The organism is Hymenobacter sp. YIM 151858-1 (genome assembly GCF_025979705.1).
Lineage (GTDB): Bacteria > Bacteroidota > Bacteroidia > Cytophagales > Hymenobacteraceae > Solirubrum.
Window position 1 is genome coordinate 206282 of the sequence record NZ_CP110136.1, and the last position, 21702, is coordinate 227983.

Genomic DNA, 21702 nt, shown 5'->3' on the forward strand with positions numbered 1-21702 from the left:
GCGGTTGCCTCAATGAAATTTGCGCAGGCGCTTTTTGCTGAGCTCGTAGCTGATGATGGCCGGCACGTAAAACGTAACATCGGCCAGTAGCTTGGCCAGCAGTATGCCACCCGACAGGCTGCCCACCATGGCTGGCAACGTGTACATCAGCGCCGGCCGGATAACGAAGCTGTCGGCCAGCTCGGCCACGCCAAACTCTACGAACAAAGCCCGCAGGTTTTTCAGGAAAGTGCGGCCGGTGTAGCGCTGGCCGTGGGCGTGGCGGGTGCGGCGGGCATACAGCACATCAATCAGCAAAATGTAGCCGAAGTAGGCCACGTTGCCGCCCCAGGTGCCCGCCAGTGCCGTGGTAATGCGGTTGCCGGTGGCCCAGTGCGCCCAGGCCGCGCACGCCAGCGTAGCCACCACCGAGAGTATTTCGGCGGGCAGGTAGCGGCGCAGCCATTCTTTTACTTTTTGCTTCATGCCGGTAGTGGGCAGGGCTATTGGGGCTTTTTATACCTACACGATGACAATAGATTGACTTATATATTTAGAGCAAAGAAGGGGCATATCGCTCCACCTGCCACGGACGCATTCGTAGATCGATACTTGTCCCTGTTTCATAGAGTAGCATCAAATCCCGGGAGCAAGGTTCCCGTTATACATCCTGAAAAAATACGGCAAGGCATACAGAGGGTCAAGCAACGTTTTAGAGCAGGACAAATTTGGGTCGAGACAATGGCAGGCAAGATCGTAGATGCTGGAATAAACCCTTAACAAAGAACTACTCCATGTCTTTTTTTCAAGAAGGCTTAAGATTTGAGTTACTTGATGATATTAAGTCTGCAATAAAGTGTTACAACCATTCTATTGAATCAGGGGAAAACATATCCGGATCATTCTTAAATCTATCGATCATATACTGGTATATAACATTTGATTTCGGAGTTTATTCATATTATGAAAAAAAAGGTGTAGTCAGCGAGCATAACATTGTTGAATACGGCAAAAAAGCCATGGAGATACTCGATCATGGACTTGATAAGTTTCCGGACAATCCAGAATTTATATTTTGGAAAGTTCACTTAGAAGAAGAATTGAATTACATAGAATATAGTAGTAATGATATTATGTTAAATTTATTGATTCGATACCCCAATTTTAATCTACCATATTTGTATTTAATATTAAGTCAATGCAAGCCTGTTGACAGAGTATTCTTAAATAATTTTCGAATTGAATGCGCTAAACTACCCGCCATAAAAAATAAGTATATTATTGAATTAATAGATTCATTATAGGGCATTGCTAAGATGATGGTGCTGGACGAGCCTGTAGCGTGGGCTTGGCTACGCCTTCCTTCGGTTTAGCCCGCGTTTGCCAGAACGAAATCGTTGGGGCAAAACCGCGCGGCACCAGTCGTGCTGGCAAACGCGGGCTAAACCGAAGGAAGGCGTAGCCAAGCCCACGCTACAACAAAGCAAGTAGCCCCGCCCTAGGTACGTAACCGGGGGCGGGGCTGCTGCAGTTGGCGGAGTTAAGCGGTTAGCGCATCACCAGAATGCGCTGGCGCTGGCCCTGGGCCTCGAAGTAGTACACGCCGGCGGGCACGGGCTGCTTACGGTCGTTTTGGGTATCCCAGCGCAGGGTACGCTCGCCGGGCTTGGTGCCGTCGGCTGCCAGGGTGCGCACCACCTGGCCGGCGGCGTTGCGCACTTGCACCGCGTACTGGCCGGGCGTATGCACCTGGTACTGCACCTCGGTACCGCCGTTGGTGCTGCGGTCGGCTACGGCACCTAGGGTAAAGGCCACGGGCGAGCGGTCGGGTTGGGCGGTTTCGGTGGGCAGCAGGCGCACACCGCGCAGGGCCAGCTCCACGTTTTGGCCGCGCTGCTGCGGCGTGTTGATGCGCAGCGTGCGCGTGGCGGCATCGTACTGCCACGCCGACGAGGCCAGGGGTTGCCCATTCAGCGTAGCCGCGGTGGGGGCGGCGGCTACCCTAGGTATCCACCACTGCACGGTGCGGCGGGCGGGCTCGTTGGGGTAGCCTTTGCCGGGGTACAGCTCGGTGCCCAGCGTCAGCTGCAGCTCGGTGCCGGTGTTGTTGGCGCGCAGGGCCCAGCGGCGGTACTGCTCAGCAGCAAGGGCTTGGGCATTTTTGCCGTCGTCTTCGTACAGCTTGCTTTCCGTGAATTTGACGCCCGGAGCCGCGTAGTAGCGCACGTACAGCGTATCGGTGGGGGCTTGCGTGGTGTTGGGGCCCACTTGTGCCATGGGCAGCAGCGCCCCCGCGCGCACCAGCAGCGGAATATCTCCTAGGGGCGACGAGGCGCCGATGGTTTGGCCGCCGCGCACGGGCGTGCCGGTGCGGTAATCGGCCCAGGTGCCGGCGGGCAGCACCACGTTGCGGCGGCGCTGGCCGGGCTGCGTTACGGGCGCTACCAGCAAATCACGTCCGAGCAGGTACTGGTCGTTGAGGTTGGCCAGGCGTTCGTCGGTGGGGTGCTCGTAGTTCATGGGGCGGGCCAGCGGCGCACCCGTAATGGTGTTGTCGTGGGCGAGGGTGTAGAGGTAGGGGAGCAGCGAATAGCGCAGGCGCACGTAGCGGCGCACAATGCTTTGGTAAGGCTCGGGGTAGTAAATGGGCTCGGGCGGCACGCCTTCGCCGTGCGGCCTGAGGATGGGCGACAAGGCCGAGTGCTGCAGCCAGCGCGTGTAGAGCTCGGCATCGTAGGGGCCTACGCAAAAGCCGCCCGCATCGGAGTGCATATAGCCCACGCCCGAAAGGCCCATGCCCAGCATAATGGGCACCTGCGCCTGGTAGCCGCTCCACGAGCGGTTAATGTCGCCCGACCACGGGAAGATGCTGTGCCGCTGCATGCCCGCCCAGCCCGAGCGCGCCAGCAAAAACAGGCGCTCCTCGGGGTATTTGGCGTAGTGGTTTTCGCTCAGGATCGAGGCCCAGGCCTGTCCGTAGGCGTTGTGAATCTGGCGGGTGGTGCCGCCGTCGTACACCATATCAAAAGGCTGGTTTTCGGGCTCGCCCAGGTCGAACCACCAGCCGCCCACGCCGTCGCGCTTCAGGCGGTCGTACTGTTCCCACATCCACTGGCGCGTGCGGGGCCGAAACATATCGAGCAGCGTGGCCGGCCCGGCCCAGAATGACTCGACGGTGTAGGGCTTACCTGCCTTGTCGCGGCCCACCAGGCCCTGGCTGCGCACCAGCGCATCGTTGCGGGAGGTGCGCATTACGTAGGGCTCCGAAATAAGCACGGTTTTCACGCCCACCGAGTCGAGCCGGCGCATCATGCGGGCGGGGTTCGGGAAGTTGGGCTGGTCCCAGGCAAAGTCGCCCTGCCGCTTGGTGCCGCCAAACCAGTACAAGTCGAGCACCACGCCATCAATGGGGAAACCTCCGGCGCGCATCTTGCGGGCAATGCCTTCGGTTTCGGCTTCGGTGCGGTAGCCAAAGCGGCTCTGAATCAGGCCCAACGCCCAGCGTGGCGGCAGCGGCTGCGTGCCCGTGAGGGTGGTGTAGGCTTCGAGCACCTGCTGAAAAGGCTGCGACTCTACATCGGCGGTGCCGCCCTGGTTGGGGCGCGGCGCTTCGCCTACCAGCAGGTAATAGGTCAGGTTTTCGAGGCCTTCGCCGTCGTAGCGCAGCACGTTGGGCTCGGTAGCGCCTAGATCGAAAGTGCCGGGCGCGTGATTGTCGAAGAACAGGCCATACCCGCGCGACGACAGCACCACCGGCAGGGTGGTATTCAGCTGCGGGTCGCCGTTTTGGTAGGCGTAGTGCGCCACGTTGTAAAGCGCCAGCTTGCGGCCGCGGCGGTCGACGGGCAAAGCGCGCGAGCCCGTGCCGTACAGGTGCTCGGTGGGGCTGAGGCGGAAGCTGGCGCCCGCGCCACCGGCAGCGGTAGCCAGGTTGGCCTGGCGCGTATACAGCCCGCCGGCGTCGGCCAGCAGCGTATCGGCGCCGCGCATAAAGCTGATGCGCAACGGGTTCTTCTGCACCAGCACTTCGAGCAAACCACCTAGGGGCTGCGGGTTTACGCGCAGCGAGTTGGCCGATTGCTGCAGCTTGGGCTGCTGCGTAATGGCCTGGCCGCGCCCCGGCGCCGAGCTGAATGCCGTAATGGGCCGCTGCAGGCGCAGGCTTACCGAAGAGTCGCGGGGTGCGGGCGAGCCGCTAGGGTAAAAATCGACGCGGTAGGCCTCGCCGCTAAAGCCCGCTCCGGGCGCAAACCACGGCTGCACGCGCACGGTGGCGCCGGTGGTGGTGCGGATGGTAAGCACCCGGCCCTGCAACGCGTGGCTTTGGTAGTTGCCAATGCTGCTGATGGGCGCTTCGGGCCGCTGAAACGGGTCGTCGGCGGGCGGGCCGCCGCCTTCGCGTTGGGCCACGGCAGCGGTGGCGGCTGACAAAAACAGCAAGGGCAACAGGCGGCGGAAATGCGCGGGCATTGGCAGAGCAGAAATACTTGAGCTAGCAAAATACGTGTTCGGGAAGCATTGGGCAGAGTTGCGCGCAAAAAGGCTTTGGGCTGCCCTTGCTGCCGATACCGCACCTAGCTGCTGCCAGGCTGGCATAACCACAACAGTAACAACGATAAAGCCGGTCCCGCGTACGCCTTAGGTACGTTCTGCAACCAAACCACACCCGCCGTTATGCAAGCATCCGGAAGTGAAAATACTCCGCAACTAAACGCCACTGTGCAAGCGCTGCAATCGGCCGACCTGCTGCAACAAGGCCCGCAAGCCCAGCAGTACATTCGCGAATGGGCACAGGCCCTGCGTCGCTCCGCCAACACGCAGCTCTCCGATATTGCCTCCGAGCTCGACCGGCTCAACGACCTGCTGCAAACCGCCGCGCCCGACAAAGCCCGCGTGCGCCAATCGCTGCAAACCCTGGCCGAGTACACCGAGCGCGCCGCCGAAAGCATCGGCGGTTCGGGCGGCGACATTCAGCAGCTCAGCCAGGCGCTTAGCAGTGCGGCCGATAAGCTGCGGTAGCAGCACCTAGGGATTTTGGTATACGGAGCTGGTGTTCCGGTAGACTAAGTGAATATTAAGCCGATAATATATTATTCGGCTAGGGCAACTGTGCGCCATCGGCAAGCATCTGCCCAGCTACAAGTGCGCTTCAGCACCTGCAAATCAGCTTACATCCTTAGTCTTACTTATCACCAACCTCGTGAAAAAACGTTTCCGCTTATTCTCCTTTGTAATCAGTGGCGCTGTTGCACTGCTGCTGAGCAGCCCTGCCGCCGCGCAGGCCCAAGCACCCGCCGACAGCGTTGATATGCTGGTAAAGCAAGCCATGCAGCAATTGCGCATACCTGGCCTGCAACTGGCCGTGGTGCGCCACGGGCAAGTGGTGAAGTTGGGCAACTACGGCCTGAGCAACGTGCAGGACTCGGTGCCGGTAACCAGGCAAACGCGCTTTTTCCTGAACTCCATTACCAAAGCCTTTGTGGGCGTGGCCGTAATGCAGCTGGCCGAGGCCGGTAAGCTCGATGTGGCCGCGCCGGTGGGCCGCTACCTGCCCGAGCTGCCCGCCGCCTGGCACCCCGTTACGGTGCGGCAGCTGCTTACGCACACCTCCGGCCTGCCCGATATCATGCCCGAAGACGCGTTGGTAACCGAAAACAACGAAAAAGCCGCCTGGGCGCAGGTGCAAACCCAACCGCTCGACTTCCCGGCCGGCCAGCGCTTTGCCTACAACCAAACCAACTACCTGCTCCTGGGTAAGCTCATCGACAAGCTCAGCGGGCAGCCCTTTGCACAGTTCATTCGGCAGCGCCAGCTCGAGGTAGTGGGCATGCCCCGCACCAGCGCCGGCGACGCCCACGATGTGCTGCCTCGCATGGCCCGTGGCTACACCTTCACGCAGTACGTCGATGGGCAGGTGCGTCGCGGCAAGGAGATGCGCAATTTGTTCGAGGTGTTTCCGCCCTCGCTGCGCACGGCAGCGGGCATGAGCTCCACGGCCGAGGAAATGGCCCGTTGGGTAATTGCCCTGCAACAAGGCAAACTGCTGCAACCCGCCAGCCTGCCCGTGCTCTGGACGCCCGGCCGCCTCAACGACGGCTCGCAGCGCAGCTTCGGCGGCAAGCTCACCGGCTACGCCCTAGGTTGGCCCACGGTCGATCGGCCCGAGCACCCGGCCGTGGCGCCCGTAGGGGGCGGCCGTTCCGCCGTGTTCGTGTACCCCCACGACGACCTCGCCATTGTTGTGCTCACCAACCTGCAAGGCGCCAGCCCCGAGCGGTTCATCGACGAGCTGGCTGCTTGCTACATCCCCGATATGCGCGCCGCCGATGGCTTCGGCTTACCGCCCGTAGTCCGCACCCTGCACCGCACGCTGCGCCAGCGCGGTTTTCAGCACGCCGAGGCCGAGGTACGCAAAGCCAAGCGCCAGAACCCCAACTACCAGCTAACCGAAGCCGACGTGAATACCTGGGGCTATATGCTGATGCAGCAAGGTCAAATAGCCAATGCCCTGTCTGTGTTTCAGCTGAACGTACGCCTGTACCCCAACAGCGCCAACACCTACGATAGCCTGGCCGAAGCCTACGCCGAGATGGGCAACAAAAAGCTGGCAACCCAGAACTACGCCCGCGCCCTGCAGCTAAACCCGCAGAACAAAGCCGCCGCCGAGTACCTGAAGAACTGAGGTAGCACAAGCACGCGTACCAACAAAAGGCCTCACCGACAGCCGGTGAGGCCTTTTGCCTCCTGAACCTTGCCCTGGCTACTGGCCACTGGCGCGAGTCTTAGCCCGCAGGGCGCGACTCGTGCCGCAGCATGGCGGGGAGTCTCCAGACTCCCGTGCCGTGAACGACGCGGCCTAGGTGCCGTTGGGGCCAGAGCAGTCAAGGAGCTTACGCCAGCAAGTGGTTCCCTAGGCGCTGTTCACGCGACGGGAGTCAGAGACTCCCCGCCATGCTGCGGCACGAGTCGCGCCCTGCGGGCTAAGACTCGCGCCAGGGTAATGCTTCCGCCGAACTTGGGCGCACACAAGCCTAATACCCAGCCGCCGTATCGTCGCCGCGCGGGTCGGCGCCGCCTACGAGCGTGCCGTCTTTGCGCCGCTCAATCATGTCGATGCGGCCCCAGGGGTTGCGTGGGTTTAGCTTGTAGCCGCGGCGCTCCAGCTCGGTGCGGGCAGCAGGGGAGAGGGCGCCTTCTTCCACATCAATGTGGTCGGGGAGCCACTGGTGGTGCAGGCGCGGGGCCGCCACGGCTTGCTGCGGATCGAAGCCGTAGTCGAGCACGTTGAGCACCGCCTGCAGCACCGAGGTGATGATGGTGCTGCCGCCCGGCGTGCCCACTACCAGGCGCACCTGGCCGTTTTCGGTAACGATGGTGGGCGTCATCGACGAAAGCATGCGCTTGCCGGGCTGAATGGCGTTGGCCGTGCCGCCAATTACGCCATACATATTCGGTACGCCGGCTTTCACCGAGAAATCGTCCATTTCGTTATTCAGCAGGAAGCCTGCACCTTGCACCACCACCAACGAGCCGTAGCCGCCGTTGAGCGTGGTGGTGCAGCTCACGGCGTTGCCCTGCGCGTCCACAATGCTGTAGTGGGTCGTCTGGTCCGACTCGTAACCGGGCAGGCCCGCGCCGGCTGTTACCTGCGATGAGGGAGTGGCCGGGCCGCCGGGCGTGATGCCTTGCATGCGTTGTTTGAGGTACTTGGCATCGAGGAGCTGCGCCACGGGCACCCGGCCAAAATCCGGGTCGCCGAGGTAGGTGGCGCGGTCGGCGTACACGCGGCGCTCGGCCTCGGTAATGAGATGCACGCTCTCAGTCGAGTGCCAACCCAGGCGACCTAGGTTATAGGGCTCCAGCATCTGCAGCATTTGGAGCAGGGCCACGCCCCCCGACGAGGGCGGTGGCATGCTAATGATGTCGAATTGGCGGTAGCGGCCGCGCACGGGCTCGCGCCACGCGGGTTGGTATTGGTCGAGGTCGGCCTGGCTGATGATGCCCCCGCCGCGCTGCATTTCGGCCAACAACAAGCGGGCAGTTTCGCCCTGGTAAAAGCCCGCGCGGCCGTTTTGCTGAATCCGACCTAGGGCCGCGGCCAGCTCAGGGTACTTGATAACGTCGCCGGCTTGCCAAGGGCGGCCTTCGGGGTGGGCATAGGCCGGCACGTGCTTGTTCACGCTTAGCATATGCGGCCGAACCGAGTTCAGCCCTGCGGCTTCCTTAGCCGTTAGCTGCAAGCCTTGGGCAGCCAACTCGGCGGCGGGGCGCACCAAATCGGCCCACGGCAGCTTACCCAGTTTCTGATGCAGCGCTACCATACCCGCCACCGTGCCGGGCACACCGGCGGCCAAGTGGCCCCGCGTGCTCAGGCCGGCGCGCACGTTGCCTTGGGCATCGAGGTACATATCCTTGCTGGCCGCCAAAGGCGCCTTCTCCCGAAAATCAAGCGCGCCCACCGAGCCATCGGCATTACGGTACACCACAAAGCCGCCGCCGCCAATATTGCCCGCCGCAGGCAGCGCCACGGCCAAGGCAAACTGCACCGCCACCGCCGCATCGTACGCATTGCCGCCTTTTTGCAGCACCTCCAGGCCAATGCGCGTGGCCTCGGGGTGCGCCGAAACCACCATGGCCTGGCGGGCCGTAACGGGCGCCGCGGCCCTAGGTGCTGGCAGGGCAGTAGCATCGGCAGCAGCAGTATGGGTGGCCGGCTGGCGCTGGCAAGCGGGCGAGCCAACCAGCACGGCGGCCAGGCCCAGAGCAAGTAAGGAGCGGTGGAGCATGCAGCTAAATTACGTTTGTTGGTGTCTGGATAGCTATTAGTTGTCAGTTGTTAGCTGTCAGTGGTCAGGCCTAGGTCGAAAGCCAGCAACGGACCACTAACAGCCAATAGCTAAAAGCTAATTGCCTCCATGCCCCACCGTTTCTGCCTGCCCTTTGTGCTTTTGCTTGGCGTGCTGGCGCCGGCCGCTTCGGCCCAAACGCTGCCGCCCAACTTGTTGCTCGATGATTCTTTCGACGACAACCGGCAGGGCTGGCGCGTGGGCTCCGATGCCAACGGTAGCTTTGCCCTGGAGGCCGGAACCTACCGCGTGCGCAACCAGCAGGGCGTGAGCCTCGAGCTGAAAACCCTGCCCCTGAACCTAGGAGCCGATTACGCCCTCGAGGCTACGGTGCAGCAGCAGGGCGCGGGCCGCGGCGGCCTGTTTTGGGGCGCTGCTGATGACGACAACGGCAACGTATTCGCCCTCGAAAACGACGGCCGCAGCTACGTAATTGGCCGCTGGCAGAAAGGCAAGTGGGAAGAGCTGCGCCCCGCCACCGCCGTGCCGGGCAACGCCGCGGGCAAGCCGCACACCCTGCGCGTGCTGGTGCACGGCAACGAAGCCCGCTACTACATCGATGGCGCCGAAGTCTGGAAGCAAACCGCCCTGCGCACCTACGGCACCGACCTAGGTCCCTACGCCAGCCGCCAGGCCGAGCTGCGCCTCGATCGGCTGCGCGCCTGGCACAAAGCCAGCATCCGGCTAGCGCCCGATCTGCCGCTTACCATGCAGCGCGAACACCTGGGCGTGGTGATAAACGAGCCCGACGTGCGCGAAACCAACCCCCGCGTCAGCCCCGATGGCCGCCAGCTGTACTTTGCCCGCGACGTGCGCCAGGGCCCCGCCCTCAGCCTCGACGTGTTTGTGGCGCAGCGCCAGCCCGATGGCCGCTACGCCGACGTGCAGCCCCTGGGTAAGCCGCTCAACAACGAGGGCAACAACGCCGTGGAAAGCATTACGCCCGACGGCAACACGGCCTTGCTCATGAACCTGTACCAGCCCGATGGCAGCAGCCGGCCCGAGCGCGGCGCCTCCGTGGCGCGCCGCCGGCCCGATGGCACGTGGGGTACGCCCGAGCCGGTGCGCTTCCGGGCTTTGCCGCCCGGCGCCGAGCGCGCCGATTACTTTCTGGCCGCCTCGGGCAACGTAATGCTGCTGGCCCTCGATGCGCCCACGCACCCCCAGAAGTGCGACCTGTACGTGAGCCACCTCACGCCGCGCGGCGACTGGACCGAGCCCAAGCCCCTGGGTGCCACCATCAACACGCCCGGCGACGACTACGCGCCCTTTCTGGCGCCCGATGGCCGCACGCTGTACTTCGCCTCCAGCGGCCACCCCGGCTTCGGCGGCGACGATATTTTCGTGACCACGCGCCTCGACGAAACCTGGACGAAGTGGAGCCAGCCGCTGAACCTAGGGCCCGGCATCAACACCCTGCAGGACGACGGCTACTTCTCGGTAACGGCCTCCGGCGATTACGCCTTTCTGGTAGGCACCAACGACCGCGGCAACTACGACCTCTACCGCGTGGCCCTGCCACCTGCCCTGCGCCCCAAAGCCACCATTCTGGTGCGGGGCCGCACCCTCGATGCCCGCACCAACCAGCCCATAGTGGCCGATATCAAAGTAGAGCTGCAGCCCAAAGGCACCGCCGCCGGCGAAGCCCGCGCCGCTACCGCTGGCAAGTTTCAGCTGACCTTGCCCGGCGGCGCCACCTACACCGTGCGCGCCACCGCCCCCGGCTACCTGCCCACCAACGAGCCGCTCGACCTTACGAGCAACACCCAGTACACCGAAATCAGCCGCGATATTCTGCTCACGCCGCTATCGGCCGGGCAACGCATTGCGCTCAACAACCTCTTCTTTCAGCAGAGCAAGCCCGATTTGCTGCCCACCTCGCAGCCCGAGCTCGACCGGCTGGTGCAGGTGCTCAAGGACAATCCCGAGCTAAAAATTCGCCTCGAAGGCCACACCGACAACCAAGGCGACCCCAAGCTGAACGTAAAGCTCTCGGAAGAGCGCGTGCAGCACGTGCAGCAGTACTTGGTAGGGCAGGGCATTGCCGCCACGCGCCTGCAAACCATGGGCTTTGGCGGCAGCAAACCCGTAGCGCCCAACGACAACGAGTACAACCGCCGCAAAAACCGCCGTGTGGAGCTAGTGGTAGTGCAGTAGCGCTGAGTGATACTCGGCGCGGCGGCAGACAGCCGCCATCCGGAACCGCGCAGCCCCAACCCATAACCTGGCGCGAGTCTTAGCCCGCAGGGCGCGACTCGTGCCGCAGCATGGAGGGGAGTCTCCGGACTCCCGTGCCGGGAACGACGCGGCCTAGGTGCCGGTGGCGTCTGAAGCGTCAGGCACCTCACGCCAGTAAGCCGTCCCCTAGGTGCCGCGCGGGCGACGGGAGTCTGGAGACTCCCGCCCATGCTGCTGGCACGAGTCGCGCGCTCACGCGCTAAGACTCGCGCCAGCCTTACTAAATCGTTGTTGATGCCAGGCTCCCCCTCTCCCTCGGAGAGGGAGAGGGGGTGAGGCCCTTTTTATTTGCGTCATTTATTTAACAAATTCACCCGCCCCCGCTGGCTTACCTTTGCCCGAAACCAAACGCCTGCTTTGATGGATACTGCCGAAGTTACTGCCCCGGTTACTGCTGCCGAACCGCAACTGCCCTTGGTGCAACAAGACCCCTGGCTGGCTCCTTTTGCCGACGTAATTCAGCGGCGCCTTGCGCGCTTTGAGCAGCGGCTGGCCGAAATTCAGGCCGAATGCGGCTCCTTGGCGCGCTACGCCTGCCGTCACCAGCAGTTTGGGCTGCACTACGATGTCCGCCGCCGCGGCTATTGGTTCCGGGAGTGGGCGCCGGCCGCCGAAGCCGTTTCCATCATGGGCGACTTTAACCAGTGGGACCGGCACTACACCCCGCTCACGCGCCGCGCCGATGGCGTGTGGGAGGTATTTCTGAGCGAGCAAACCTTTCCGAACCTGGTGCACGGCTCACGCTACAAAGTGCACATAGTGGCCGCCAACGGCTCGCGCGACCGACTGCCCGCCACCGTGCGCCGCGTGGTGCAAGATGAGCACAGCAAGGATTTTGCGGCCCAAGTGTGGCGCCCCGAGCAGCCCTTCCAGTGGACAGACCAGCAGTTCCGCGTCAACAACTACGTAAAGGAGCCGCTTATTTACGAGGCGCACGTAGGCATGGCCCTCGAAGAAGGCCGCGTAGGCACCTGGCGCGAGTTTGCCGACTACATTCTGCCCCGCATTCAGGCCGATGGCTACAACGTGGTGCAGTTGATGGCCGTGGCCGAGCACCCGTACTATGGCTCGTTTGGCTACCACGTGGCCAACTTCTTCGCGCCCTCGGCCCGCTTCGGCACCCCCGAAGACCTGAAGTACCTAGTAAACGAAGCGCACCGCCGCGGCCTGGCCGTGGTGATGGACGTGGTGCACTCGCACAGCGTGAAAAACGAAGCCGAAGGCCTGGGCAACCTCGATGGCTCCGATAACCTGTACTTCCACAAAGGCGAGCGGGGCCGTCACCCCGGTTGGGATTCGCTGCTGTTCGATTACGGCCGGCCCGAGGTACAGCAGTTCCTGCTCAGCAACTTGCGCTACTGGCTCGAGGAGTTCCACTTCGATGGCTTCCGGTTCGATGGCGTAACCAGCATGCTGTACCACCACCACGGCGAGGGTACGGCCTTCACGGAGTACGGGCAGTACTTCGGCCCCGAAGCCGACGACGATGCCATTTTGTACCTGCAATTGGCTACGGCGCTGGTGAAGGAATGCAAGAAATCGGCCTTACTGATTGCCGAAGACATGAGCGGCTTACCCGGCCTGGCGCGCCCCCTAAAAGAAGGTGGCATTGGCTTCGACTACCGCCTGGGTATGGGTTTGCCCGATTTCTGGATCAAGACCCTGAAGCACCAACGCGACGAGGACTGGAACCTAGGTGGCCTGTGGCACCAGCTGAGCAACCGCCGCGCCGGCGAAAAAACGGTGGCTTACGCCGAGTCGCACGACCAAGCCTTAGTAGGCGACAAAACCCTCTCGCACTGGCTGCTCGATGCGCGGGTGTACAGCAGCATGTCGCGCCTCAACTCGCCCGACATCGAAACCGTGCGCGGCGTGGCCCTGCACAAGATGATTCGGCTGGTAACCCTAGGTGCCGGCGGCGAGGCCTACATGAACTTTATCGGCAACGAGTTCGGGCACCCCGAATGGGTCGACTTTCCGCGTGAAGGCAACAACTGGAGCCACCACCACGCCCGCCGGCAGTGGTCGTTGGCCGATAACCCCGACCTGTACTACCACGCCTGGCTGCAGTTCGACCACGCCATGATTGCCTTGGAGCGCCGTACGCGTTTCTTGAATGCCGGCCCGGCCCGCCTGCTCCACATCGACGAGGATAACAAAGTAATGGCCTTTGAGCGCGGCAGTCTGGTGTTTGTGTTCAACTTTCACCCCGAGCGCAGCCTGCCCGATTACCGCTTCTTTGCCGGTACCGCCGGCACCTACGTACCCGTTCTTGATTCCGATGAGTCGCAGTTCGGCGGCTTCGGGCGCATCACAGCGGGCATCAAGCACTTCACCCAGCCCGACGAGCACGGCACGCCGTTCCTGAGCCTGTACCTGCCCACCCGCACCGCCCAAGTGCTGCAGCGGGTGAAGTAGGGGCCTAGGGCACCGTTCCTTCAGGCTGTCATTGCGAGGAGGCACGACATTCCGCGCATCAAGCGGCGTCAATCGGTCCTGGGTTGGGCACAACTCCTAAGTGAGCAGCAACCGAAAAACAAGTAGCGCGGACTACAAAGTCCGCGCTACTTCGTGCGGGCGGCCCCTAGGTCGTTTTCGCTTAATGCTGGGTGAAGAGTTGTGCCTAGCCCAGGACCGATTGACGCCGCTTGATGCGCGGAATGTCGTGCCTCCTCGCAATGACAGCGTGGGGAACGGTTAGCTGCGCTTCTTACCAGCCTTAATCATGCCCACCGCTTTGCGCATGCGTTCGTACCGGATTTCGGTGCTCTTGGCAGCCTCAATCCAGCGGGTGTATTCTTTTTGGTGGGTGTAGGAGAGCAGGTCGAATTTCTCGCGGGCGCCGGGCTCGGCGGCCAGTACGCGGGCAAACTCTTCGGATACTTCCACCACGCGCGGGTTGGTGTCGCGGGCAAGCTCCACGTGTACTTCGTGGCCCCAGGTTTTGTCGATGGCACCGCGCACTTGCTTGGGCACCACCAGCACGTGCGTGCCGTCGCCGAGGGGCATAAGGCTGCCTTGGTACGGGAAACCATCAAACGTTGCCAGCACTTTCACCTGCCCGCGGGTGCCGTACACCTCTTTTACATCGAAGGGCATAAGCACAAACACGCCGCCGCTTTCGCTATCAAGTTCAAGCTGGGCGTCGAAGGTGTGTTCGGGGGTGAAAGCGGGTACGTTGGACATGGGGCAAAGGTACAATTAAGCAAAAAGGCGAGGGTCGAGCACCAAGGCGGCCGTAAGGTCGGGGGCCGAGCCGGGGGCTTGCACGTGCAGGCGCTCGGCGGGTATGCGGTACATGGCTTGCAGGCGCTCAGCGGTATGCTGATCGGGCACCAGCACGCGGTCGGCATGGGGGAGGGCCAGGCGTTCCAGCGCTTCGCCCCAACCCCTATCGACGGGCGACGGACGGTCGGAGGCCAGCTGCGTAACGCGCAACACCAGCGGGCGGTGGGTGATATGCCGGATTTCGACGCCGGCCAGCCACACCGGCCAATCCGGCGCGAAAACCACATCAAAGGTAGCGCTGTGCGCCAAACGCACGGCGTGGCGGGCGTACTGAATGATGCGGAAATTCATGCCGTCGAGGTCGGCGGCCCAGCTCAGCAGGGGTTCAGGCTGCGCCGAAACCGACTCGTTGCGCTGCTCCGGAGTGGGCTCCACGGCTGGCACCTCAGCTGGCGCCAATTGCCCGGGTACTGCCGAAGCGAAAATGGGTGCGTCGGCTTGGGTGGTTTCGGGTTCGGGGGCCGATGCGGCTGCCTCCGGTGCGGCGTTGTCGGCCGGCGCACCTAGGGGCAAGTCGTCGGCTTGCTCATCGACGGTAGTGTACTGGCTGCTTAGCTCGGCGGCTTCCAGCACGCCGGGTTCGGAGGCGGGTTGCCGCTCCAGCAATTCGGTGGTTGGCGTGCTGCCGATGTAGGGCGTGGCGGGTACCTGAAAGCCGTTTCGCTGCTCGTTGGCCAGGTTGCTGCGGGCCGTGGTGTAGGTGCTGCTCCCGATGTAGGGGTAGGCCGGGGCGGCGGTACCTAGGGTGGCGAAATCGGGAGCCGGGGGCAAAGCGCCGCCTAGGTGCTGGGCGGTGGCATTGCCGGGCAGGGCAGCGGCCGCAACCGGCTCGGCAAGCCATAGCTGAACACCTGTAGTAGCGGGCAGCGCGTGGGCCAGCGGCAGCGCTTCGGACGCGGCGTCCCAGCCCAGTAGCAGCACAGAAGCAGAAGCGGGGTTGAGCATAGGCATGAGCAGTGTACGAGGCAGCGCTAACCTAGCACCCGGGAGGTGGGCAAACAACATAAATCGGCCGAAACCTGCTTACCTTGCAGGCTAGCCCGGCCAGAGTCCTCTGGTCGGGCGTCTTTCTTCACCTAGTTTGCCGCAACCCTGAACTGACATGGACAATACCACGATTCAGGAAAACAATTACATGATTAACGACTTGGCCCAAAAGGCTAAGCAGGATTTTACGCCTGGCCAAGTCGTAAGTGCCGAAGTCGTTCCGGGTACCGCCGATTTTCGTTTCTCGGCCGACAACGGGGTGGTGCTGCTCGTGCAGGTTATCACCGACAAAATAATTCGTTTCCGCTACAGCACCGACGGCTACTTCGCGCCCGATTTCAGCTACGCCTTCGAAGGGGGCGTGCCGCCGCGCGAAACCCCCGCGCTGCTCGAGTTTGTGGAAAAGGACGACCACTACCGCCTCACCACGGGCCGCCTCATTTGCATTGTGGGCAAAGAGGGCATGCACGTGCGCCTGCTCAACCGCTCGGGCGTGGTGCTGTGCGAGTACGAGAAGGGCTTCCACTGGGAGTACGACTACGAGACCGGCAACGACATCGTGAAGATGAGCCAGCAGGTGCAGCCCGGCGTGCACTACTTCGGCCTCGGCGACAAGCCCGCCAACATGAACCTGCGCGGGCACCGCTTCTGCAACTGGGGCTCCGATACCTACGGCTACGTTAAGGGCTCCGACCCGCTCTATAAGAACATTCCGTTCTTCATGGCCCTGCACCAAAAGCTGGCCTACGGTCTGTTCTTCGACAATTCCTTCAAGAGCTACTTCGACTTTGCCGCCGAGCGCGCCGACGTAACCTCGTTTTGGGCGCACGGGGGCGAGATGAACTTCTACTTCATCTACGGCCCCACGCTGCTCGAAGTAACCCAGCAGTACACCCACTGCCTCACGGGCACGCCCGAACTGCCGCCGCTGTGGGCGCTGGGTTACCACCAGTGCAAGTGGAGCTACTACCCCGAAAAGCTGTTCCGCGGCATCGGCGAGGAATTCCGGAAGCGCCAGATTCCGTGCGACGCGCTGTACCTCGACATCGACTACATGGACGGGTACCGCTGCTTTACCTGGCACCCCGAGCACTTCCCCGAGCCCAAAAAGATGGTGCAGGAGCTGGCCAACGACGGCTTCAAGACCATTGTCATTATCGACCCGGGCATCAAAATCGACCCGCAGTACCCGGTGTGGCAGCAGGGCTTCGAGAACGACTACTTCTGCCGCCGCGGCGACGGGCCGCTGATGAAAGGCTCGGTGTGGCCTGGCCTGTGCCACTTCCCCGATTTCACGCGCACCACGGTGCGCGAGTGGTGGAGCGGCCTGTTTAAGGGCCTGATTGAAGACGTGGGCGTGCGCGGCGTGTGGAACGACATGAACGAGCCGGCCGTGTTCGAGAAAGGCACCTTCCCCGACGACGTGCGCTTCGACTACGACGGCAACCCCTGCACGCACAAAAAGGCGCACAACGTGTACGGCATGCAAATGGCCCGCGCCACCAACGAGGGCGTGAAGCGCTTCAGCTACCCCAACCGGCCCTTCACCATCACGCGCAGCACTTATTCGGGCGGGCAGCGCTACTCCTCCGGCTGGACCGGCGACAACGTGGCTTCCTGGGAGCACCTCTGGCTGGCCAACATCCAGTGCCAGCGCCTGAGCATTTCGGGCTTCTCGTTTATCGGTTCCGATGTGGGCGGCTTCATCAACACACCCGATGGCGAACTGTATGTGCGCTGGGTAGCCCTGGCGGCGTTCCACCCGTTCTTCCGCACGCACAGCTCCGGCGACCACGGCGACCAGGAGCCCTGGTCGTTCGGCGAGGAGTTTACCGACCTGGCGCGCCAGTTCATCGAGCTGCGCTACCGCCTGCTGCCCTACATGTACACCACATTCTGGCAGTACGTGCAGCACGGCACGCCCATGCTGCGCCCCTTGGCTTTCCTCGACCAAAACGACATCGAGACGTACCAGCGCATGGCCGAGTTTGCCCTCGGCGACCACCTGCTGGTGTGCCCCGTAACGCAAGCCGGCGTGGATGGCCGCTGGATGTACCTGCCCAAAGGCCAGTGGTACTACTGGTGGACCGACGAAGCCCGCGACGGCGGCTCGGAAGTGTGGGCCTCGGCCGGCCTCGACCGCATTCCGCTGTACGTGCGCGCCGGTGCCGTAATTCCGCTGCGCCCCGTGATGCAGTACGTGGAGGAGCTGCCCGTAACCGAGCTCACGCTGCACGTGTACTACAAAAACGGCAAGGAAACCAGCACCCTCTACGACGACGGCGGCGAAGGCTACGGCTACCAGCAAGGCCAGTACACGCTGCGCCGCTACACCGTAACCGGCAACGCTACCAGCCTGCAGCTGCAGCAGGAAACCGAAGGCGAGCTGACGCCCAGCTGGGCCACCTGCCGCGTGGTGCTGCACGGCTTGCCCCTAGGCGCCGAACTGCTTGCCGTGACGGCCGATGGCCAGGAGCTGAAAGTAGAAGTAGCTCCTTCGGCCAACGGCGGCCAGGACCTGCCCCAAGTGGTAGTGCCGGCCGGCTTTGCCGAGCTAGTGGTGCGCACGGCCTAAGTATTGCTCCCGCTGAACAAGAAAGCCCTAGGTGCGACGCCGCACCTAGGGCTTTTTGCTTATTGTTGTGCTGATAAGCTAAACCATACAGGCTCTTGCAACAGCAAAATACGGATGCGCCCAAGCAATGGCTGAGGCTATCCGCAGCAGCATTGTGTGCGCTGATGTGGACTGCTGCACCGGTTGCAGCCCAACGCATAGTGCTGCCCAAAGGCGAGTACATGGATACCACCAGCCTGCGAAACCCTAGGTGCGGTGCGCCCTTTTACCAGTACTATCAAGTGAAGGGCAAGTATCCGGCTAGTTCGGGCACGCTCGCACAACAAGCGCAGGCCTTTTTGCAGCAGCGCAAGCGCAATTACACCGGCTCGGGGCTGATAACTTTTCGCTTTGCCATCGACTGCGAAGGCAAGCGGCTGCCCTGGACCAAAGTATTCCAGACCGACGCGGCTTACCGACCGACGCATTTCGCCCCGGCTTTGGTTGAGGAGCTCTATGCCTTTCTGCAGACGCTGCCCAACTGGCCCCGGGCCTCCGGGGCCAACCGCGAACCGGCCAACTACCTCACGCTGCTAAGCTTCCGCATTCGGGATGGAAAAGTTGTGGCCGTTACTCCTTAGCCTAGGTGGCCTGCTGAGCCTGGGCAGCTGCCAGACCGAAGCCAGGCCCACCGCCGTTGCCGACCCGTGCCTCGATCGGGCGTACCAGGCCAAGCTTATCGAGCGCTACATTGATAATGGCGCGCAGCGCTACGGCTACAACCACCCCAACTGGGAAGTGTACTGCGACAGCCTGATTGCCGCTTGCCCGAATATTGCCGTGGCGTATCAGGAGAAGGCCATTCCGTACCTTAAAAACGGCGACTACGCCCAAGCCTTCGCCCTCGAAGACAAAGCCGTAAGCCTCGACCCCAAAACCTGGACGGCCTACCGCGGCTTTCTGTACTGCATCTTCACGAAGGACTACCCGGCCGCTCTGCGCGACTTCGAGCAAGCCGAAAAGCTGGTGCCAGGCGGCTACCAGATGGACCACACCTACTGGTTTTACCGCGGTTTGTGCCACCTGGAGCTGGGCGACCTGAAAGCCGCAGAAGCTGATTTGCTCCGCGACGTAGCCACGCAGCAGCAAGGCAAAACCAATACTGCGCCGCACTTCAACTCGCTGTTTTACCTCGGCGTAGTGGCGTACGAGGCCAAGCAACTGCCCAAAGCAGCCGACTACCTAGGGCGTGCGCTGCAACAGTACCCCCAGCACCCCGATGCGCATTACTACCTAGGGCTAACCGAGCAGGCACTTAGCAAAACCGGCAGCGCCAGGAAGCACCTTGCGCAGGCACGCCGGTATCTGCAGCAGGGCTACAGCATGAGCGAGGATAACTTGTTCTACGTCAACTATCCGCACCAAATTACAGCCCACGAGGCCGAGCAGGCACTAGTTGCCAAACAGGCGCCCTAGGTTGGTTTACTGCGGCAGTGGCCGGGCAGCTGCCAGCTGCGCCCGCAGGTACTCGTACACCTCGGGGTTGGCCAGCAGGGTGCCGTGGTGCTGCCGCGAAAACACCTGCACGCGCACCTGGCCCAGGTCGGAAGGCATTGTTTTGAACACGCTGCCCGTGGCCGAGTTGCTGCCTACGAGCCCATCGCCGAAGTACTGCGTTAGCCATGATTCGGCATTTTTCAGCAGCGAAGCGGCCAGCACGTGGTACTGCACGCCGGGTAGGGGCGGTACCTCGGTGCGCGGGGGCAGCAGGTCGTCGGCGTGCGGGTTCAGCCAGTCTTCGTCAACTAAGCGGGCGTGGCGCAAGTCGCGGATGCCATTGCTGCGTCGGTCGATGGTATCGGCCAGCAGGCGCGCCAGACGCAAATCGAAACGGCGGAGCATCAGGGCCGTCAGAAAGCTGTGCTGCTCCAGGAACGAGCCCTCGTTGGGCACAGCCAGCAAAAACACCTGGCGCAGTTGGCTAAGCCAGGGGGCTTGCGCTTGTTGCCCGTAGTAGCCGGCGCTCCGGATTACCAGCCCGCCCATGCTGTGGCCCACCAGCACCAGCTCCGATATGGCCTCGGGCCAGTGCGTAACCAGCGCGGTAAGCAGTTGGCTCAGCTCGCGGCCGTTCTGCGAAATATGGCGCCCCGAGTTGTAGCGCACGTACAGGCTGCGCACGCCCAGGTCGTGCTCGAGGCGCGGGCCGTAGCGGGGCACCTCGGGCGAGCCGGTTTGCCAGATGTGCTCGTCGCCCATCAGGCCGTGCACCCACACCACCGTGCGCTTAAGGCCGTCGGTGAGGCCTAGATCGGCCACGGCTACATCGGTGCCTTGGCGCCGGAAGCTCAGGCGAATGGCGCGGTGGTCGCCGCGCGCTTCGAGCTGGTCGCCGATGGCGCCGTTGAGGGCCGGCAGCAGAAAGTGGCGGTAGCTCCGGCCGGTTTGGTACAATGCCTCGGCGCCGGTAAGCGGGGCGGTAGCGGCACGGCGCAGTGCCGATGCGGCTCGGCGCCAGCGCGGCTTATCGTCGGCTGAGTCATACTCGGAAGAGCTGCGGTTGAGGCTGGCCATGTACGGAGGAGCTTGAGGGCATGCAAAGGTACGTGGGTTGCCAATATTCCGTTCGGGTAAGTGCTTGCATCTGAGCGCTCTGAATAAGCCGCTTGCCGTGTTTGCCCCGGTGGCCAAATGACAAAAACGCCGAGGCCAGCTCCCTTTGTTAGCTGGCCTCGGGGTTTCCTTTACCCTAGGTCACCTCGGTGTCATTTGCACCTGAGCAGGGTTAGCGAAAGCCCATCAGCCTAACGCGTGGCTCGCTAGCGAATTACCAAACGGCGCGTAACCAGGCCGGTCGGCGTTTCGAGGCGCAGCAGGTACAGGCCCGGCTGTTGGTTTTGCAGGCGCAGGGCCCGGCCGTTGTAGAGGCTGCGCGGGGCGGCGCCCTCGCGGTACACCTCCCTGCCCAGGGCATCGGTTACGCTGAGCGGGGCCGTAGCTACGGCCGGGTTATCGAGCGAGGCCAGGGCAAACTCGCCGGTGCTGCTGGGGTTGGGGTACACGCTGAGGCTTGCGGCCAGTGCGGCCGATTGCTTGTTGGAGGTAACCCGCGCGCCAAACGTAACCTCATCCACAATCAGCGTGGAGCCGGCCGAAACGCTGCCGGTGCCCACCACAAACCCCAGGCGCAGGGTGTCGGGCGTGAGCGTGCCGGGCGCGTACTCCATGTTGTAGGCGGCTTGCCCAAAGGTGCTGCGAGCGGGCAAATCGAGGCCGCCGGTGCCGATGAAATTGCCCTGCGCCGAGCGCGGCCCGCGCGAAAGCGCCGCCAAAGCCACGGCCGAATCGTTGGGCGCCAGCGTGAGCTTGTACCAGAAACGCACGCTGCCCGGGCGGCTGGTGAACGGGATGCCGCCCGCCGTTTCGGGGTTTTGCGGGTTGATTTTGGCGCCCACGAACAGCACCGAGGGCACGTACCCCGTGAAGGGCAAGCCCGGAAACGCAACCTGCTTGCTTTGCAGCTGCACGGCAAAGTTGCCCGCGTGGCGGTCGGTGGTTTTGGTGGCGAAGCCCAGGGAAATGGGCAGCTGCGTGGCCACCAAATCATCCAGCGAGTACCAGCCGTTCGGGCTTTCGCGCAGGCCGGTGGTGGTCCAGGTTTCGAAGCCGTTGTTGGGCAGGGTTTGGGCTTGCAGGGCAACAGGAGCAAGCAGGCCGAGTAAGAGTAAGAGTTTTTTCATAGCGTGCGGGGCTTGGGCTAGGCGAGCGGCGGTCGGGCTCGGGCGGATATACGTAAACGGAAGGTCTGGT

15 protein-coding genes are annotated in these 21702 nt (G+C 62.8%); 8 read left to right on the plus strand and 7 right to left on the minus strand.

Features of this window, described 5'->3' with window-relative positions; all coding sequences use genetic code 11:
- Window positions 1-9: 9 nt before the first annotated feature.
- Window positions 10-465 (minus strand): hypothetical protein, encoded by a 456-nt coding sequence (locus OIS50_RS00825; protein ID WP_264692442.1) that lies wholly within the window; start codon window positions 463-465, stop codon window positions 10-12.
- A 308-nt stretch (window positions 466-773) separates the two neighbouring features.
- Here OIS50_RS00825 and OIS50_RS00830 point away from each other — a divergent pair, with 308 nt between their 5' ends.
- Window positions 774-1283 carry a hypothetical protein gene (locus OIS50_RS00830; RefSeq protein WP_264692443.1) on the plus strand — a complete coding sequence of 170 codons (510 nt, stop codon included), beginning with the start codon at window positions 774-776 and terminating at the stop codon, window positions 1281-1283.
- A 244-nt stretch (window positions 1284-1527) separates the two neighbouring features.
- On the opposite strand, the gene OIS50_RS00835 is transcribed toward OIS50_RS00830, so the two are convergent.
- The gene (locus tag OIS50_RS00835; protein ID WP_264692444.1) at window positions 1528-4449 is read right to left on the minus strand and encodes a TIM-barrel domain-containing protein; all 2922 of its coding nucleotides are present in this window, start codon (window positions 4447-4449) and stop codon (window positions 1528-1530) included.
- A gap of 204 nt (window positions 4450-4653) precedes the next feature.
- Here OIS50_RS00835 and OIS50_RS00840 point away from each other — a divergent pair, with 204 nt between their 5' ends.
- Together OIS50_RS00840 and OIS50_RS00845 are read left to right on the plus strand one after the other, a co-directional pair.
- Entirely contained in the window at window positions 4654-4998 is a 345-nt protein-coding gene (locus tag OIS50_RS00840) for a hypothetical protein (RefSeq protein ID WP_264692445.1), read from the plus strand.
- 181 nt (window positions 4999-5179) lie between these two features.
- Window positions 5180-6661: a beta-lactamase family protein gene (locus OIS50_RS00845; RefSeq protein ID WP_264692446.1), complete on the plus strand. Its 1482-nt coding sequence runs from the start codon at window positions 5180-5182 to the stop codon at window positions 6659-6661.
- Between the two features lie 349 nt (window positions 6662-7010).
- Here the strand turns inward: OIS50_RS00845 and ggt are convergent, their stop codons facing one another.
- Window positions 7011-8765: a gamma-glutamyltransferase gene (gene ggt / locus OIS50_RS00850; RefSeq protein ID WP_264692447.1), complete on the minus strand. Its 1755-nt coding sequence runs from the start codon at window positions 8763-8765 to the stop codon at window positions 7011-7013.
- 129 nt (window positions 8766-8894) lie between these two features.
- Here ggt and OIS50_RS00855 point away from each other — a divergent pair, with 129 nt between their 5' ends.
- Together OIS50_RS00855 and OIS50_RS00860 are read left to right on the plus strand one after the other, a co-directional pair.
- On the plus strand, window positions 8895-10982 hold the full coding sequence (locus tag OIS50_RS00855) for an OmpA family protein (protein WP_264692448.1): 2088 nt from the start codon (window positions 8895-8897) through the stop codon (window positions 10980-10982).
- A gap of 441 nt (window positions 10983-11423) precedes the next feature.
- A complete protein-coding gene (locus OIS50_RS00860) occupies window positions 11424-13481 on the plus strand; it encodes an alpha amylase C-terminal domain-containing protein (protein WP_264692449.1) in 2058 nt (685 codons plus the stop codon).
- A 279-nt stretch (window positions 13482-13760) separates the two neighbouring features.
- On the opposite strand, the gene OIS50_RS00865 is transcribed toward OIS50_RS00860, so the two are convergent.
- Both OIS50_RS00865 and OIS50_RS00870 read right to left on the minus strand, forming a co-directional pair.
- A complete protein-coding gene (locus tag OIS50_RS00865) occupies window positions 13761-14249 on the minus strand; it encodes a YdeI/OmpD-associated family protein (RefSeq protein WP_264692450.1) in 489 nt (162 codons plus the stop codon).
- Window positions 14250-14264: 15 nt separating this feature from the next.
- Window positions 14265-15296, minus strand: coding sequence for a glycosyltransferase family 4 protein (locus OIS50_RS00870; RefSeq protein ID WP_264692451.1), 1032 nt, complete (start codon window positions 15294-15296; stop codon window positions 14265-14267).
- Between the two features lie 157 nt (window positions 15297-15453).
- Here OIS50_RS00870 and OIS50_RS00875 point away from each other — a divergent pair, with 157 nt between their 5' ends.
- From OIS50_RS00875 to OIS50_RS00885, 3 genes are all read left to right on the plus strand, one after another.
- The gene (locus OIS50_RS00875) at window positions 15454-17913 is read left to right on the plus strand and encodes a glycoside hydrolase family 31 protein (RefSeq protein ID WP_264692452.1); all 2460 of its coding nucleotides are present in this window, start codon (window positions 15454-15456) and stop codon (window positions 17911-17913) included.
- Window positions 17914-18077: 164 nt separating this feature from the next.
- The gene (locus tag OIS50_RS00880; protein ID WP_264692453.1) at window positions 18078-18533 is read left to right on the plus strand and encodes a hypothetical protein; all 456 of its coding nucleotides are present in this window, start codon (window positions 18078-18080) and stop codon (window positions 18531-18533) included.
- Entirely contained in the window at window positions 18505-19368 is an 864-nt protein-coding gene (locus OIS50_RS00885) for a tetratricopeptide repeat protein (RefSeq protein WP_264692454.1), read from the plus strand. Before OIS50_RS00880 ends, OIS50_RS00885 begins: the two co-directional genes overlap by 29 nt.
- 6 nt (window positions 19369-19374) lie before the next feature.
- Here the strand turns inward: OIS50_RS00885 and OIS50_RS00890 are convergent, their stop codons facing one another.
- Window positions 19375-20466, minus strand: coding sequence for an esterase/lipase family protein (locus OIS50_RS00890; RefSeq protein WP_264692455.1), 1092 nt, complete (start codon window positions 20464-20466; stop codon window positions 19375-19377).
- A gap of 245 nt (window positions 20467-20711) precedes the next feature.
- A complete protein-coding gene (locus OIS50_RS00895; RefSeq protein ID WP_264692456.1) occupies window positions 20712-21632 on the minus strand; it encodes a T9SS type A sorting domain-containing protein in 921 nt (306 codons plus the stop codon).
- Window positions 21633-21702 lie beyond the last annotated feature (70 nt).

What these genes read in the sequence shown, in the direction of transcription:
- OIS50_RS00885 (WP_264692454.1), top strand. Translation starts at nt 18,505, where the DNA reads ATGGAAAAGTTGTGGCCGTTACTCCTTAGCCTAGGTGGCCTGCTGAGC.
- OIS50_RS00840 (WP_264692445.1), top strand. Translation starts at nt 4,654, where the DNA reads ATGCAAGCATCCGGAAGTGAAAATACTCCGCAACTAAACGCCACTGTG.
- OIS50_RS00880 (WP_264692453.1), top strand. Translation starts at nt 18,078, where the DNA reads ATGTGGACTGCTGCACCGGTTGCAGCCCAACGCATAGTGCTGCCCAAA.
- ggt (WP_264692447.1), bottom strand. Translation starts at nt 8,765, where the DNA reads ATGCTCCACCGCTCCTTACTTGCTCTGGGCCTGGCCGCCGTGCTGGTT.
- OIS50_RS00835 (WP_264692444.1), bottom strand. Translation starts at nt 4,449, where the DNA reads ATGCCCGCGCATTTCCGCCGCCTGTTGCCCTTGCTGTTTTTGTCAGCC.
- OIS50_RS00890 (WP_264692455.1), bottom strand. Translation starts at nt 20,466, where the DNA reads ATGGCCAGCCTCAACCGCAGCTCTTCCGAGTATGACTCAGCCGACGAT.
- OIS50_RS00875 (WP_264692452.1), top strand. Translation starts at nt 15,454, where the DNA reads ATGGACAATACCACGATTCAGGAAAACAATTACATGATTAACGACTTG.
- OIS50_RS00825 (WP_264692442.1), bottom strand. Translation starts at nt 465, where the DNA reads ATGAAGCAAAAAGTAAAAGAATGGCTGCGCCGCTACCTGCCCGCCGAA.
- OIS50_RS00860 (WP_264692449.1), top strand. Translation starts at nt 11,424, where the DNA reads ATGGATACTGCCGAAGTTACTGCCCCGGTTACTGCTGCCGAACCGCAA.
- OIS50_RS00895 (WP_264692456.1), bottom strand. Translation starts at nt 21,632, where the DNA reads ATGAAAAAACTCTTACTCTTACTCGGCCTGCTTGCTCCTGTTGCCCTG.
- OIS50_RS00865 (WP_264692450.1), bottom strand. Translation starts at nt 14,249, where the DNA reads ATGTCCAACGTACCCGCTTTCACCCCCGAACACACCTTCGACGCCCAG.
- OIS50_RS00855 (WP_264692448.1), top strand. Translation starts at nt 8,895, where the DNA reads ATGCCCCACCGTTTCTGCCTGCCCTTTGTGCTTTTGCTTGGCGTGCTG.
- OIS50_RS00830 (WP_264692443.1), top strand. Translation starts at nt 774, where the DNA reads ATGTCTTTTTTTCAAGAAGGCTTAAGATTTGAGTTACTTGATGATATT.
- OIS50_RS00870 (WP_264692451.1), bottom strand. Translation starts at nt 15,296, where the DNA reads ATGCTCAACCCCGCTTCTGCTTCTGTGCTGCTACTGGGCTGGGACGCC.